This window comes from Mycobacterium sp. IDUB_39 (genome assembly GCF_055419205.1).
On the sequence record NZ_JBVAXF010000006.1, the window covers coordinates 508,932 to 522,999 of the forward strand.

Here is a 14,068-nt window from a genome sequence, read left to right on the forward strand (position 1 = left end):
AGCTTCAGATGTAAGGCCGGCTGACGACGATGTTGGGAGTCCTGACGTGATCAAGGTGATGGAGGGCGTACGCGTTCTCGAGGTTGCACAGTTCACCTTCGTGCCCGCCGCGGGCGCGATTCTGGCGGACTGGGGAGCCGACGTCATCAAGGTCGAGCACCCCGTGCGCGGTGACACCCAGCGCGGCTTCATCAACATGGGCGGCTTCCAACTAGACCCCAACCGTCATCCGCTGATCGAGCACCCCAACCGCGGCAAGCGAAGCGTCGGCATCGACGTGTCGACCGCCGAGGGGCAGGAAGTCCTCTACGAACTCGCCAAGACCGCGGACGTGTTCCTCACCAATTACATGCCGGCGCAGCGTCAGAAGAACAAGTTCGACGTCGAGCACATCCGTGCGGTCAACCCGAACATCATCTACGCCCGCGGCAGCGCCTACGGCGACAAGGGTCCGGAACGACTGGTCGGCGGATTCGACGGCACGGCGTTCTGGACGCGCAGCGGTGTCGGACACGCGCTCACGCCGGAGGAGATCGGCGGCGCACTGTCCCAGGGCATCCCCGCGTTCGGCGACTCGATTGGCGGGATGAACATCGCGGGCGGCATCTCGGCCGCGCTGTTCCATCGGGAGCGCACGGGGGAGGCCGCCGAGATCGACGTCTCGCTGCTCAGCACGGCGTGGTGGGCCGCGGGTGCGAGCGTGACCCAGGGCATGGAGACCGGGGAGACGATGCGCTCGCTGATGCCGGATTCCGTTGCCCCGTCGGTGAATCCGTTCCTAGGCAACTACCTGACCTCCGACGGGGGCACCATCAACCTGTGCATCGTCAGCCCGACTGGCTACATCCGCGACGCCTTCGAGCACCTGGGCCTGCCGCAGCTCGCCGACGACCCGCGATTCTGCGATGTGATGCCGCTTATCGAGAACGCCTCGGCCGCCGTTGAACTGATCGCGGATGCGTTCCGCAGCAAGCCCTTCGACTACTGGCGCGAGCACCTCAAGACGATGCGGGGCCAGTGGGCCCCGTTCCAGAGCCTGACCGATCTCGCCACCGACGAACAGGCCATCGCCAACGACATGATCGTCGAGGTCGAGTCGGCGGACGGTGGCGCCCCGTTCAAGGTGGTGCGCGGCCCGGTTCAGTTCAACCACGAGCCGCTCGAGACCACGCGTGCGCCACAGGCGTCCGAGCACACTGAGCTGGTGCTGATGGAGATCGGGCTGGACTGGGATCGGATCGCAGCCCTTAAGGACTCCGGCGCGATCGCCTGACATCTGCCCGCGTCTCTGTAGGGTCGGCACGATGACGTCACAGTGGTCACCGGCACGGCTCGGCAACTTGAGTGGTCAACGGATCGTCGTGACGGGAGCCAGCAACGGCGTTGGCCTCGGCACGGCCCGAGTGCTGGTGCGCGCCGGAGCGCACGTCGTGCTCGCCGTGCGTAACACAACCCTGGGGGCGCAACGCGCCGCCGAGATCGGCGGATCCACCTCGGTGGTCGCACTCGACCTGGCCGACATGTCCTCGGTGCGCTCGTTCGGCGATCGACTCGATGGCGACGTCGACATCCTGATCAACAATGCGGGCGTGGTGACCCAGCATCGCGCCGAGACGGTTGACGGCTTCGAGATGACGCTCGGAACCAACCTGTTGGGGCCGTTCGCCCTGACCAACCTGATGCTTCCCAGGGTGCGGTCCCAGATCATCAACGTCGGCTCCGAGGCGCACAAGTCCGCCACGCTGCGCCTTGACGATATGCACCTGCGCGCCAACAAGTGGACCGCGATGGGTGCCTATCAGCGCTCCAAGCTCGCCGTCATGCTGTGGGGTCTTGAGCTGGATCGCCGACTGCGCGTGGCACATTCGCCGGTCGTCGCCCAGCTCACCCACCCGGGATGGGTGGCCTCCAACCTGTCTCATGTCTCGGACAAGCCGCTGATGGCGCTGGCGCATCGCGGGGTGCAGGCGGTCGGCAAGTACCTCGCCAACGATATCGAGCAGGGAGCGGCGCCCACGCTGTACTGCATCAGCGAGCCGATCCCGCCCGGCAGCTACGTCGGGGTTGAGGGTCGGATGGGTCTACGTGGGGGTCCGGTGCTAATCGGGCGATCCGCCGTCGCGTGCGACTACGAGTTGGGTGCGCGGGTTGTCGAGTTCGCCGAGAAGGAAACCGGCACAACGCTTCCCGTCTAGGCGCTGCGCGATACCATGCGGTGAATCAGTCTCATTGACCGGAGGTTACGTGGCAGCGTCACGTCGTAGGCGCCACGGCGCGATCACGCGCAGCGCAATCGGCTCGAGCGCCGCCGAGGCGTTCATCATCATCGCCATCCTGACGATCCTGATCACCAGGGGCTATCTGGAGCTGACCGGCTATCCCCAGATTGGCGGTGGCAACCTGCACATCGCGCACGCATTGTGGGGCGGCGCGCTGATGATGTTGGCGCTGGTCATCGGGTGGATGGCACTGGGTTTCGGAACCCGCATGCTGTGCGTGGTGTTGGGCGGCATCGGATTCGGGCTCTTCCTCGACGAGATCGGGAAGTTCGTCACCAAGGACAACGACTACTTCTACGGACCCGCCGCCGAGATCATGTACATCCTGGTGGTTGTCATCCTGGTCGGAGCCCGGATGGTCCGAGACATTCGACCGCTGAATGCCGGCGAGTGCCTGGCATCGGCTGCGAGCATCGCCGCCGACGGTGTCGCCAGGGGCCTGGCCACCCGTCGCCGCGAGATCGGACTCACCCTCGTCGACCGCGCCCGCGAACTCGGCGCCGATGCCGACGAGGCCCGCCTCATCGAGGGACTGCTCGTCTCGGCTGACCCGGCATCCGATCGGGTGCACGCCGCCAGACAGTGGGCGCTCGGGCTGATCCCCGACTTCTTCCGCAGCCCCCGATGGGTGCCCGTCGTCGGCTGGCTGCTGGTGCTCGGATCATTCCTGGGTGTGTCGTTGGGCGCCCTGGGCGTCGCGCTGGGCGGCTACTTCTACGAGGACGACGACCTCTCTGTGAGACTCGACGGCCTCAGCGTGCCGTCAGTGATCCTGCTCGTCACCGCGATGCTGACCCTCGGCATCGCCCTGCCGGCCATGATCGCGCGACGCCGCACCGGCGAGGTGTGGCCGCTGCGCTGGCTGCGCAACGCGGCGCTGATCTTCACTCTCCTCAACGCGCTCGTCGACTTCGCCACCGAGGGGTTCGGCGCGTTGATCAACCTGTCGATCGGATTGTTCGCGATGGCGGTCCTGTCCTATCAGGTCGAGGTCGCCGCGCGGTCGACTGCACGCGGCCCTGACCCCGCTACACAGCCCGTACGTAGCGCTTGCTGACCACGTGCTGGACAAGGGAGGTCAGCGGACCCGCCAGCCTGCTCCACCACGTGCCGTGCCGGGAGAACGCCGTCACCTCGGCGTACACCGTGTCATCGGCGGCGTCGTAGCGGACGGCGAACAGTTCCTCACCGGTCTCGGCGTGACCGGGCAGCGTGCCGTAGGCGAACCCGCGGTGGTCCGGTTCGTCGAGTACGTAGACGACCCGGCACGGCACGCTCACCGGCCCGAGGGTGACGATGACCTCCGAGCCCACGGCGGCCACCTCCGAGGTCGCCTCGACCCGTGCGCCGGCACCGCGCAGCATGCCCCACCGCATGACCGCGGCCGCCGCCTCCTCGAAGCGGGCCCTGCCGTGCCCGATCGCCGCCGACTGGTGCACGTGGTGATATCCGGCAGGCAGCGGCCCCGCCGTCGCGCCCACCTCGGCGTACGTCAGGGGCAGGTCGGACAGGTCGCTCAGTGCTCGCCGGCGCATCACCTGGCCCACCTTGCCACCGGGTGCGATGAACCAGCCCATACGGTGGGACCCGTGACACTCGACAACGCACATGCCGGAGGTGGGTTCAATCCGCCGGTGCCGACCAATCAGGGCGGCCCCGACTACGGCCGGTTCGTCGAGGCCGTACGCGAACTGCAGGACCACGCCAGGGCCGCCGACGCGCCGGACGAGGTGATCACCAAGGCCGCCGACCTCCTCGATGACGTCAACCGCCTGCTGGCGCCGTTCGACGCCGACGAGTGGCACTCACCGTCGGGCCGGCGGATGGATCTGCCGGGCCACGGCAGCGTGCTCTCGATACCGTCCGACCTGCATACGGGCGAGGATGGACGCCTCCGTGGCACCACCTCGTTCCGCCGCTACCACCTTGGCCGCAACGGAGCCGTGCACGGCGGGGTCTTGGCGCACCTGTTCGACTCGCTGTTGGGCTTCACCGCCTTCACACTCAGCGGGAGCCCGAAGAACCGCACGGCGTTTCTGCACGTCAACTACCGCAGAATCGCACCCATCGACAAGGAGTTGCAGGTGGACGCTGGGATCGACCGGATCGAGGGTCGAAAGATCTTCGTCGTGGGCCGACTGCTTGATGGCGATGACGTGCTGTGCGAGGCCGAGGCGCTGTTCGTGAAGCTCAACCCGGGACAGCCGTGACCGGGGACACCGAAGGCGATCTGGAGCGGGTCCGGACTTGGGCGCGTTGGCGCGACAAGCTGCGCGAGCGCCCCGCGGCGAACTTCACCTACCGCATCGTCGTCGGGGTGGTGGGTGCGGTCGTGCTCGTCGTCGGCATTCTCGCGATTCCTTATCCCGGCCCGGGCTGGGCGATCGTCTTCGTCGGCCTGGCGATTCTGGCCTCCGAGTTCGCCTGGGCCCGGCACGCGCTGAGGTTCACCCGCGAACGCTATGACCGCGTGATGGACTGGTTCAAGGCGCAGGGCATGTGGGTGCAGGTGCTGGGCGTGGTGTTCACGTGTGCCGTGGTTCTCGCGACGCTGTGGCTCTTCGGTGCGCTCAGTTGGTCGGCGAATCTGGTCGGCATCGAGTGGCCCTGGCTCAAGAGTCCGATCGGCCTGGGGTCGTGAGCACCCCCACCGATAGCATGGTCGCGTCCGTGAACACCCAGGATCCATCATTAGGAGTCGACCGATGAGTGCCGTCGCCAGCACCGCCCCCGCAGCCCCGATCCGGGTCGCTGCCGGGACGACCGCGGCGGCCGCCGTCCGCGCGGCAGAATTGCCCACCCGGGGCGCGTCCAACGCGATCGTCGTCGTGCGTGACGCCGAGGGCCGGCTGCGTGATCTGTCCTGGACTCCCGACACCGATGTCGACGTGACGCCCGTCGCGGCCGACACCGAGGACGGTCGCAGTGTCATCCGGCACTCGACGGCGCACGTTCTGGCCCAGGCGGTGCAGGACCTGTTCCCGGAGGCGAAGCTCGGCATCGGCCCGCCGATCGCCAACGGTTTCTACTACGACTTCGACGTGCCTCGCGCCTTCACTCCGGAGGACCTCGCGGCGCTCGAGAAGCGCATGCAGAAGATCGTCAAGGACGGACAGCTGTTCGATCGGCGGGTCTATGAGTCCAAGGACGCCGCGCGCGAGGAACTCGCGAACGAGCCCTACAAGCTCGAACTCGTCGACGACAAGTCCGGCGATCCCGATGTGATGGAGGTCGGCGGCGACGAGCTGACGGCCTACGACAACCTCAACCCCCGCACGCGCGAACGCGTTTGGGGTGATCTGTGCCGCGGCCCGCACATCCCCACCACCAAGTTCATTCCCGCGTTCAAGCTGACCCGTAGTTCGGCGGCGTACTGGCGCGGTGATCAGGCCAACGCCAGCCTGCAGCGGGTCTACGGCACCGCGTGGGAGTCGCAGGAGGCGATGGAGGCGCACCTCGAACTGCTCGAGGAGGCGCAGCGCCGCGACCACCGCAAGCTCGGTGTGGAACTCGATCTGTTCAGCTTCCCAGACGAATTGGGCTCCGGTCTGCCCGTTTTCCACCCCAAGGGCGGCATCATTCGCAAGGAGCTGGAGGACTACTCGCGGGAGAAGCACTCGCAAGCCGGCTACCAGTTCGTCAACACCCCGCACATCACCAAGAAGGACCTGTACGTCACCTCAGGTCACCTGGAGTGGTACGCCGACGGCATGTACCCGCCGATGCACATCGACGCCGAGTTCGACGAGGCCGGCGCCGTCCGCAAGCCGGGGCAGGACTACTACCTCAAGCCGATGAACTGCCCGATGCACCATCTGATCTACCGGTCGCGGGGTCGGTCGTATCGGGAACTTCCGTTGCGGCTCTTCGAGTTCGGCTCGGTGTACCGGTACGAGAAGTCCGGTGTCGTGCATGGCTTGACCCGAGTGCGCGGGATGACGCAGGACGACGCGCACATCTACACCACCCGCGAGCACATGCGTGACGAGCTCACCTCGCTGCTGCAGTTCGTGCTCGACCTGCTGTCCGACTACGGGCTCGACGACTACTACCTGGAGCTGTCGACCAAGGACCCGGAGAAGTACGTCGGCGACGATGACGTCTGGGACGAGGCGACCGCGACTCTGCGTGAGGTCGCCGAGGCCTCCGGCCTGGACCTGGTACCCGATCCGGGTGGCGCGGCGTTCTACGGGCCGAAGATCTCCGTGCAGGTCAAGGACGCGCTCGGGCGCAGCTGGCAGATGTCGACGATCCAGCTCGACTTCAACATGCCGGACCGGTTCGAGCTCGAGTACACCGCAGCCGACGGCACCCGCCAGCGCCCGGTGCTCATCCACCGCGCGCTGTTCGGGTCGATCGAGCGCTTCTTCGGAGTGCTCACCGAGCACTACGCGGGAGCGTTCCCCGCCTGGCTGGCGCCGGTGCAGGTGGTCGGGATCCCCGTCGCCGACGGCCACGTCGAGTATCTCGATGACGTTGTCGCGCAACTGAGGAAGCGCGGCATTCGCGCGGAGGTCGACGCCAGTGACGATCGGATGGCCAAGAAGATCGTGAACCAGACCAACCAACGGGTGCCGTTCATGCTTCTGGCGGGGGATCGTGACGTCGAGGCCGGCGCGGTCAGCTTCCGGTTCACCGATCGCACTCAGATCAATGGTGTGCCGCGCGACGCCGCCGTCGAGGCCATCGCGGGCTGGATCGCGGCACGCGAGAACGTTGTTCCCACTGCGGAACTGCTCGAGGTGGGCGCCCCGACGTGAGCGGCGATGAGCGCTTGCGCGAAGAGCAGACGGCGCACGATGAGCGCTTGCGCGAAGAGCAGACGGCGCACGATGAGCGCTTGCGCGAAGAGCAGACGGCGCACGACGGGTTAGGTGACGACGCGGCGACGGTGGTCGATCGCGGTGTCGGCGATGTCGACCACCTGCAACGGCTCTGGACGCCACACCGGATGACCTACATCGTCGGGGCGATCAAGTCTGGTTCGGCAAAGTCCTCCGAACCGTTCTCGGACATCCCCACCATGTCGGACGAGGACGGCCTCGTCGTCGCCCGCGGTGAACTGGTGTACGCGGTGCTGAACCTCTATCCGTACAACCCGGGCCACCTGATGGTGGTGCCGTACCGCCGGGTCGCCGAACTCGAGGACCTGACCGAACCCGAGAGCGCCGAGCTGATGGCCTTCACGCAGAAGGCGATTCGCGTCATGAAGAGCATCTCGCGGCCGCACGGGTTCAACGTCGGACTGAACCTCGGCACCTCGGCCGGCGGATCGCTGGCCGAGCACCTGCACATGCACGTGGTGCCCCGCTGGGGTGGCGACGCCAACTTCATCACCGTCATCGGCGGCGCCAAGGTCATCCCGCAGTTGCTCCGCGACACCCGTGAACTCCTCGCGAACGAGTGGGCCAACCACCCGTGAGCGACTTCTACCTGCTGACCCGTGCGGCCTACGCGAAATTGAGTCGCCCCGTCGCCAGGGCAGCGCTGCGCACGGGGCTGACCCCGGACAGCATCACCATCATCGGCACTGCGGGCACCGTCATCGCGGCGCTGACGTTGTTCCCGATGGGCCAGTTGTGGTGGGGCGCATTCGCGGTCGCGTTCTTCGTCCTGGCCGACATGCTCGACGGCGCGATGGCGCGCGAGCGCGGCTACAGCACGCGGTTCGGCGGGGTACTGGATGCCACGTGCGACCGGATCGCCGACGGCGCGGTGTTCTGCGGTCTGCTCTGGTGGGCGGCGTTCGGTGCGCACAGCACCGAGCTGGTGGTCGCCACGATGATCTGTCTCGTCACGTCACAGGTCATCTCCTACATCAAGGCCCGCGCCGAGGCCAACGGGCTGCGCGGTGACGGCGGGATGATCGAGCGCCCCGAACGGCTGCTCATCGTGCTGATCGGTGCCGGCCTTTCGGGCGTGTGGTTCCTGCACGTGCCGTGGCTGATCCACGTCGCCATGTGGGTGCTCGCCGCCGCAAGCCTCATCACACTCGGTCAGCGACTGCACTCGGTGCGGACCTCCCCAGGCGCGGTGGAACCGCTGCGGGACGGCGCCCCGCCGCCTGCCGACGTCCAGGATGCGAGCGAGTCATGAGTACGCCCTCCGCTGGACTGCCGAGCGTGCGCGGCATCCGACTGCCGCTGGGCGGCCAACTCAGCGACCTCGGCTACGCCGCCGGGTGGCGGATGGTGCGCGCGATGCCGGAGTTCGCGGCCCGCAACGCGTTTGAGGCAGGTGCCTGGTACGCATCACGTGGCGGTGGACCCGCGCAGCTCCGCAAGAACCTGGCCCGAGTGCTCGGAGTACCCGCCGCCGAGGTGCCGGAGGGTCTGATCCGTGCTTCGCTGGCCTCCTACGCCCGATACTGGCGGGAGGCCTTCCGGTTGCCCTCAATGGATCACAAGGTGCTGACTCAGCGGCTGAACGACGCCGTCCAGGGCGATGAGCACGTCGCCGCCGCGTTGAAGGCGGGCAAGGGTGCCGTCATGGCCCTTCCGCACAGTGGCAACTGGGACATGGCCGGGGTCTGGTTCGTCAACGCCTACGGCCCGTTCACCACCGTCGCCGAGCGGCTCAAGCCGGAATCGCTGTACAACCGGTTCGTCGACTACCGGGAGAGCCTGGGCTTCGAGGTCGTGCCGTTGACGGGCGGAGAACGGCCACCGTTCGAGATCCTGGCCGAGCGTCTGCGCGGCAACGGTCTCGTCTGCCTGATGTCCGATCGAGATCTGACCCGCTCGGGGGTGCCGGTGGACTTCTTTGGCGAGTCCACGCGCCTGCCAGCGGGGCCGGCCCGACTGGCCCTGGAGACGGGTGCGGCGCTGATTCCCGTGCACACCTGGTACGAACCCGACGTGACCGCGATACGGTTCCACGCTCCGTTGGACGCGTCGTCGGGGGACGTCGGCGCGATCACCCAGGCGTTGGCCGACCAGTTCGCCGCCGACATCGCGGCGCACCCCGCTGACTGGCACATGATGCAGCCCCAGTGGATCGCCGATCTATCCGAGGAGCGCCGGTCCCGGCTCATGGGCGAGCCACAGACTCCTCCCGTGCGTGGGGGAGAACCGGGGACCGAAGGCGGGCCCTGATGCGGATCGGGATGGTGTGCCCCTACTCGTTCGACGTGCCGGGCGGAGTTCAGGCGCACGTTCTGCAACTGGCCGAGGTGATGCGCGGCTACGGCCACGACGTCAGCGTGCTCGCGCCGTCGTCGAAGCATGTGACGCTGCCGGACTACGTCGTCTCGGGTGGGAAGGCCGTCCCCATTCCCTACAACGGCTCGGTGGCGCGCCTGCGCTTCGGACCGGCGACCCACCGCAAGGTCAAGAAGTGGCTCATCGAGGGTGACTTCGATGTCCTGCATCTGCACGAACCGAACGCGCCGAGCCTGTCGATGCTGGCGTTGATGATCGCCGAGGGTCCGATCGTCGCCACCTTCCACACCTCGACCACCAGATCGTTCACTCTCTCGGTCTTCCAGGGGTTTCTACGGCCGTGGCACGAGAAAATCGTTGGCCGCATCGCGGTATCCGACCTGGCTCGGCGCTGGCAGATGGAGGCCCTCGGGTCCGACGCCGTCGAGATCCCCAACGGAGTCGACGTCGCATCCTTCGCCTCTGGCCCCAAGTTGGACGGTTACCCCCGGCCGGGACGCTCGGTGCTGTTCCTCGGCCGGTTCGACGAACCACGCAAGGGCATGGCAGTGCTGATCGGTGCGTTGCCCGGCCTGGTTGAGGCGTTCCCGGATGTCGAGGTGCTGGTCGTGGGCCGCGGCGACGAGGAGGAGCTTGCCGAGGAGGCTGGCGAGCTGGCAGGTCACCTGCGCTTCCTCGGGCTGGTCGACGACGCCGAGAAGGCTGCGGCGATGCGCAGTGCCGACGTGTACTGCGCGCCGAACACCGGCGGCGAGAGCTTCGGCATTGTGCTGGTCGAGGCGATGGCAGCGGGAACCGCGGTGGTGGCCAGCGACCTCGACGCGTTCCGGCGGGTCCTCGAGGACGGCAGGGCGGGCCGACTGGTGCCTATCGACGACTCCGCGGCGCTGTCCACGGCGCTGATCGAGGTGCTGAGCGATGACGAGGCACGGGCCCGTTACGTGGCGGCGGCCGCCGAGGCGGTGCACCGCTACGACTGGTCGGTGGTGGCGCGGCAGATCATGCAGGTGTACGAGACGGTGGCCGGTGCGGGCGCGAAGGTGCAGGTGGCATCGTGACCACCTGGCTCGTGGTGATAGTCCTCGCGCTCGTGGCCGCAGTCCTGCTGATCGGCGGCGTGTGGGCCTTCCAGACCGCCAACCGCCTCGATCGACTACACGTCCGATACGACCTGTCCTGGCAGGCGCTCGACGGGGCGCTGGCGCGGCGCGCGGTGGTGGCCCGTGCGGTCGCCACCGACGCATACGGGCGAACCGCGCCGGGGCACCGTCTGACGGCGCTGGCCGACGCCGCCGAACGCGCACCGCGGTCCGCACGCGAAGCCGCCGAGAACGAGCTGTCGGACGAGCTGACGCTGGTGGATCCGGAATCGGTACCCGTGTCGCTGGTGGCCGAACTGGCCGACGCCGAGGCGCGGGTGCTGCTGGCGCGGCGCTTCCACAACGATGCGGTTCGCGACACCCTCGCGCTTCGTGAGCGACCTCTGGTGCGCTGGCTGCACCTCGGTGGAACCGCCGCGATGCCAAGCTATTTCGAGATATCAGAACGTGGGACGCGCACCATCGTCGGGCAGGCCGGCCGTCGCACGTCGGCACGAGTGATCCTGTTGGACGAGACCGGCGCCGTGTTGTTGCTCTGCGGATCCGACCCGGCGAAGCAGTCGAGTCCCGCGCCGCGGTGGTGGTTCACCATCGGCGGCGAAGTTGATCCCGGGGAGGATCTCGCCGACGCCGCGGCGCGTGAACTCCGCGAGGAGACCGGACTCGTGGTGGCAGCCGAGGATCTGATCGGCCCGGTGTGGCGGCGCGATGCGGTGATCGACTTCAATGGCGCGGTGATTCGCAGCGAGGAGATGTTCTTCCTGCACCGCACGACCCGTTTCGAGCCGGCCTCGGGCGGCCGCACCGCGCTCGAACGCCGGTACATCCACGGGCACCGGTGGTGTGATGATGCCGACATCCGAGAGTTGGTGGCCGGGGGAGAGTTGGTCTATCCGGTGCAGCTCGGCGACCGATTATCCGAGGCCAATGCGTTGGTGAACGCGGCGCGACCGGCCCGCGGGGGCGAGCTTCAGTCGATCCGCTGAACTCGCGATGCCCTGCGGATCGATTCGATTTGTGCTGGCCACTAGACTGAATCAGTACTTAATTGGAGGAGATAGCAGTGAATACCGCACCTGGTACCAACGGGTCGGTCAATGCCGGCCAGACCGGCACCGCCCGCGTGAAGCGCGGTATGGCCGAAATGCTCAAGGGCGGCGTCATCATGGACGTCGTCACCCCTGAGCAGGCTCGCATCGCCGAGGGCGCTGGCGCCGTCGCTGTCATGGCGCTCGAGCGTGTGCCCGCCGATATTCGCGCCCAGGGTGGCGTATCGCGGATGAGTGATCCGGACATGATCGAGGGCATCATCGCCGCGGTCACCATCCCCGTGATGGCCAAGGCTCGCATCGGTCACTTCGTGGAGGCGCAGATCCTGCAGAGCCTCGGCGTGGACTACGTCGACGAGTCCGAGGTGCTGACCCCGGCCGACTACGCCAACCACATCGACAAGTGGAAGTTCACGGTTCCCTTCGTGTGTGGCGCGACCAACCTGGGCGAGGCGCTGCGACGCATCACCGAGGGTGCGGCGATGATCCGCTCCAAGGGTGAGGCCGGCACCGGTGACGTCTCCAACGCGACCACCCACATGCGCACCATCCTCGGCGAGATCCGCAGGCTCAGCTCCCTGTCGGAGGACGAGTTGTTCGTCGCCGCAAAGGAACTGCAGGCGCCCTATGACCTGGTGGTCGAGGTGGCTCGCGCGGGCAAGCTGCCCGTCACGATGTTCACCGCTGGCGGTATCGCCACCCCGGCCGATGCCGCGATGATGATGCAGCTCGGCGCCGAGGGTGTCTTCGTCGGTTCGGGCATCTTCAAGTCCGGTGACCCCGCCGCCCGGGCCGCGGCAATCGTGAAGGCCACCACCTTCTACGACGACGCCGACGCCTTGGCCAAGGTGTCGCGCGGGCTGGGTGAGGCCATGGTCGGCATCAACGTCGAGGACATCGCGCAGCCGCACCGGCTCGCCGAACGCGGCTGGTAGCCGCCACGGTGGCAATCGAGGAGATACTCGATCTCGAGCAACTCGAGGTCGACATCTATCGCGGTGGTGTCTTCAGCCCGGAGTCTGGCTTTCTGCAGCGCACCTTCGGTGGGCATGTGGCAGGCCAGTCTCTGGTGTCGGCGGTGCGCACTGTGGACCCGACGTTCCAGGTGCACTCGCTGCACGGCTACTTCCTGCGGCCTGGCGACGCCAAGGCGCCTGCGGTGTACACCGTCGAGCGGTTGCGTGACGGTGGATCGTTCTGCACCAGGCGGGTCAACGCCATCCAGCACGGTAAGACCATCTTCTCGATGTCGGCGTCGTTCCAGTCAGACCAGAGCGGTATCGAGCACCAGGACGCCATGCCGGCCGCACCGCCGCCGGACGACCTGCCCGGGTTCCGGTCGGGCGGTGCGTTCGACGACGCCGGGTTCGCACAGTTCGCCGAGTGGGACGTCCGCATCGTGCCGCGTGACCAGGTCGCACTGCTGCCGGGCAAGGCCAGCCAGCAACAGGTGTGGTTCCGGCATAGCGATCCGCTGCCCGACGACCCGGTGCTGCACATCTGTGCGCTGGCCTACATGAGCGACCTGACGCTGCTGGGTTCGGCCCAGGTCAACCATCCCGACGAGCGCAAGCACATGATGATCGCCTCGCTCGATCACGCCATGTGGTTCATGCGGCCGTTCCGCGCCGACGAGTGGCTGCTGTACGACCAGTCGTCGCCATCGGCCTGCGGCGGCCGGGCCCTGACGCAGGGCAAGCTGTTCAACCAGTACGGCGAGATGGTCGCGGCCGTCATGCAGGAGGGGTTGACCCGTTACGAGCGTGACTTCACGCCTCCGCGCCGGTGAGTAGCCCACACGTCGGTGTCCTTGCGCTGCAAGGCGATACCCGAGAGCATCTGGCCGCGCTGCGGGAGGCCGGCGCCGAGGCGTCAACCGTCCGGCGGCTGGCCGAGCTGGAGGCCGTCGACGCGCTGGTCATCCCCGGTGGCGAGTCCACGACGATGAGCCACCTGCTGCGAGAACTGAATCTGCTCGAGCCGTTGCGCAGCCGCCTGGCGGACGGCATGCCGGCTTACGGATCGTGTGCCGGGATGATCCTGCTGGCCACCGAGATCAACGACGCGGGCGTGCCCGGCCGCGAGGCGCTTCCGCTCGCAGGCATCGATATGACGGTGCGACGCAACGCCTTCGGACGTCAGATCGACTCATTCGAGCAGGATGTCGAGTTCGAGGGTCTCGACGATACGGTGCACGCCGTGTTCATCCGGGCGCCGTGGGTCGAGCGCGTCGGACCCGATGTGCAGGTGCTGGCGAGTGCGGCCGGACACCCGGTGGCGGTGCGCCAGGGTCGCGTGATGGCGACCGCGTTCCATCCCGAGGTCACCGGCGACCGTCGCGTGCACAAGCTGTTCGTCGCCTCCCTCTAGCGATTTCGGCGCGGTTTCGTTCGCTGAGCGCTCTGTTCTGTTTCGGGACATCGCTGACACTTGTATGTCTCGGGACATCGCTGACACCTGAGTAGGGCCGCGACCAGGAT

General features: G+C 67.4%; 15 protein-coding genes. 14 read left to right on the forward strand and 1 reads right to left on the reverse strand.

All coding sequences use genetic code 11. The features are described from left to right. The first annotated feature begins 58 nt into the window (after positions 1–58). Genes ACZY0X_RS24370 through ACZY0X_RS24380 form a run of 3 tightly spaced genes read left to right on the forward strand, consistent with a single transcriptional unit; the run spans position 59 to position 3,336 of the window. Entirely contained in the window at positions 59–1,273 is a 1,215-nt protein-coding gene (locus tag ACZY0X_RS24370; RefSeq protein WP_463774125.1) for a CaiB/BaiF CoA transferase family protein, read from the forward strand. Positions 1,274–1,304: 31 nt separating this feature from the next. Continuing rightward, the gene (locus ACZY0X_RS24375; RefSeq protein ID WP_463774057.1) at positions 1,305–2,195 is read left to right on the forward strand and encodes an SDR family NAD(P)-dependent oxidoreductase; all 891 of its coding nucleotides are present in this window, start codon (positions 1,305–1,307) and stop codon (positions 2,193–2,195) included. 49 nt (positions 2,196–2,244) lie between these two features. Continuing rightward, positions 2,245–3,336: a hypothetical protein gene (locus tag ACZY0X_RS24380; RefSeq protein ID WP_463774058.1), complete on the forward strand. Its 1,092-nt coding sequence runs from the start codon at positions 2,245–2,247 to the stop codon at positions 3,334–3,336. Here the strand turns inward: ACZY0X_RS24380 and ACZY0X_RS24385 are convergent. Further along, complete coding sequence (locus ACZY0X_RS24385; RefSeq protein WP_463774059.1) at positions 3,308–3,856, reverse strand: DUF1990 domain-containing protein; 549 nt, start codon at positions 3,854–3,856, stop codon at positions 3,308–3,310. The genes ACZY0X_RS24380 and ACZY0X_RS24385 overlap by 29 nt on opposite strands. Positions 3,857–3,868: 12 nt before the next feature. Between ACZY0X_RS24385 and ACZY0X_RS24390 the strand changes: the two genes are divergently transcribed. From ACZY0X_RS24390 to pdxT, 11 genes are all read left to right on the forward strand, one after another. Beyond that, entirely contained in the window at positions 3,869–4,489 is a 621-nt protein-coding gene (locus ACZY0X_RS24390) for a PaaI family thioesterase (protein ID WP_463774061.1), read from the forward strand. Then, on the forward strand, positions 4,486–4,920 hold the full coding sequence (locus tag ACZY0X_RS24395; protein WP_463774062.1) for a TIGR02611 family protein: 435 nt from the start codon (positions 4,486–4,488) through the stop codon (positions 4,918–4,920). Before ACZY0X_RS24390 ends, ACZY0X_RS24395 begins: the two co-directional genes overlap by 4 nt. A 64-nt stretch (positions 4,921–4,984) precedes the next feature. Next, positions 4,985–7,039 carry a threonine--tRNA ligase gene (gene thrS / locus ACZY0X_RS24400; RefSeq protein ID WP_463774063.1) on the forward strand — a complete coding sequence of 685 codons (2,055 nt, stop codon included), beginning with the start codon at positions 4,985–4,987 and terminating at the stop codon, positions 7,037–7,039. Positions 7,040–7,119: 80 nt separating this feature from the next. Further along, a complete protein-coding gene (locus tag ACZY0X_RS24405; RefSeq protein WP_463774127.1) occupies positions 7,120–7,701 on the forward strand; it encodes an ATP adenylyltransferase in 582 nt (193 codons plus the stop codon). Beyond that, on the forward strand, positions 7,698–8,375 hold the full coding sequence (pgsA, locus tag ACZY0X_RS24410; protein ID WP_463774065.1) for a phosphatidylinositol phosphate synthase: 678 nt from the start codon (positions 7,698–7,700) through the stop codon (positions 8,373–8,375). The genes ACZY0X_RS24405 and pgsA overlap by 4 nt, the downstream gene beginning before the upstream one ends. After that, on the forward strand, positions 8,372–9,373 hold the full coding sequence (locus ACZY0X_RS24415) for a phosphatidylinositol mannoside acyltransferase (RefSeq protein WP_463774067.1): 1,002 nt from the start codon (positions 8,372–8,374) through the stop codon (positions 9,371–9,373). Before pgsA ends, ACZY0X_RS24415 begins: the two co-directional genes overlap by 4 nt. Then, on the forward strand, positions 9,373–10,497 hold the full coding sequence (locus ACZY0X_RS24420; protein WP_463774069.1) for a glycosyltransferase family 4 protein: 1,125 nt from the start codon (positions 9,373–9,375) through the stop codon (positions 10,495–10,497). Before ACZY0X_RS24415 ends, ACZY0X_RS24420 begins: the two co-directional genes overlap by 1 nt. Next, positions 10,494–11,525, forward strand: a complete 1,032-nt coding sequence (locus tag ACZY0X_RS24425; protein ID WP_463774070.1) for an NUDIX hydrolase — start codon at positions 10,494–10,496, stop codon at positions 11,523–11,525. The genes ACZY0X_RS24420 and ACZY0X_RS24425 overlap by 4 nt, the downstream gene beginning before the upstream one ends. A 77-nt stretch (positions 11,526–11,602) precedes the next feature. After that, positions 11,603–12,523, forward strand: coding sequence for a pyridoxal 5'-phosphate synthase lyase subunit PdxS (gene pdxS, locus ACZY0X_RS24430; RefSeq protein ID WP_463774072.1), 921 nt, complete (start codon positions 11,603–11,605; stop codon positions 12,521–12,523). An 8-nt stretch (positions 12,524–12,531) separates the two neighbouring features. Then, positions 12,532–13,377 (forward strand): acyl-CoA thioesterase II, encoded by an 846-nt coding sequence (gene tesB / locus ACZY0X_RS24435; RefSeq protein ID WP_463774074.1) that lies wholly within the window; start codon positions 12,532–12,534, stop codon positions 13,375–13,377. After that, entirely contained in the window at positions 13,374–13,958 is a 585-nt protein-coding gene (gene pdxT, locus ACZY0X_RS24440; RefSeq protein ID WP_463774075.1) for a pyridoxal 5'-phosphate synthase glutaminase subunit PdxT, read from the forward strand. The genes tesB and pdxT overlap by 4 nt, the downstream gene beginning before the upstream one ends. Positions 13,959–14,068: the final 110 nt, after the last annotated feature.

What these genes read in the sequence shown, in the direction of transcription:
- thrS (WP_463774063.1), top strand. Translation starts at nt 4,985, where the DNA reads ATGAGTGCCGTCGCCAGCACCGCCCCCGCAGCCCCGATCCGGGTCGCT.
- ACZY0X_RS24385 (WP_463774059.1), bottom strand. Translation starts at nt 3,856, where the DNA reads ATGGGCTGGTTCATCGCACCCGGTGGCAAGGTGGGCCAGGTGATGCGC.
- ACZY0X_RS24375 (WP_463774057.1), top strand. Translation starts at nt 1,305, where the DNA reads ATGACGTCACAGTGGTCACCGGCACGGCTCGGCAACTTGAGTGGTCAA.
- ACZY0X_RS24415 (WP_463774067.1), top strand. Translation starts at nt 8,372, where the DNA reads ATGAGTACGCCCTCCGCTGGACTGCCGAGCGTGCGCGGCATCCGACTG.
- ACZY0X_RS24370 (WP_463774125.1), top strand. Translation starts at nt 59, where the DNA reads ATGGAGGGCGTACGCGTTCTCGAGGTTGCACAGTTCACCTTCGTGCCC.
- ACZY0X_RS24420 (WP_463774069.1), top strand. Translation starts at nt 9,373, where the DNA reads ATGCGGATCGGGATGGTGTGCCCCTACTCGTTCGACGTGCCGGGCGGA.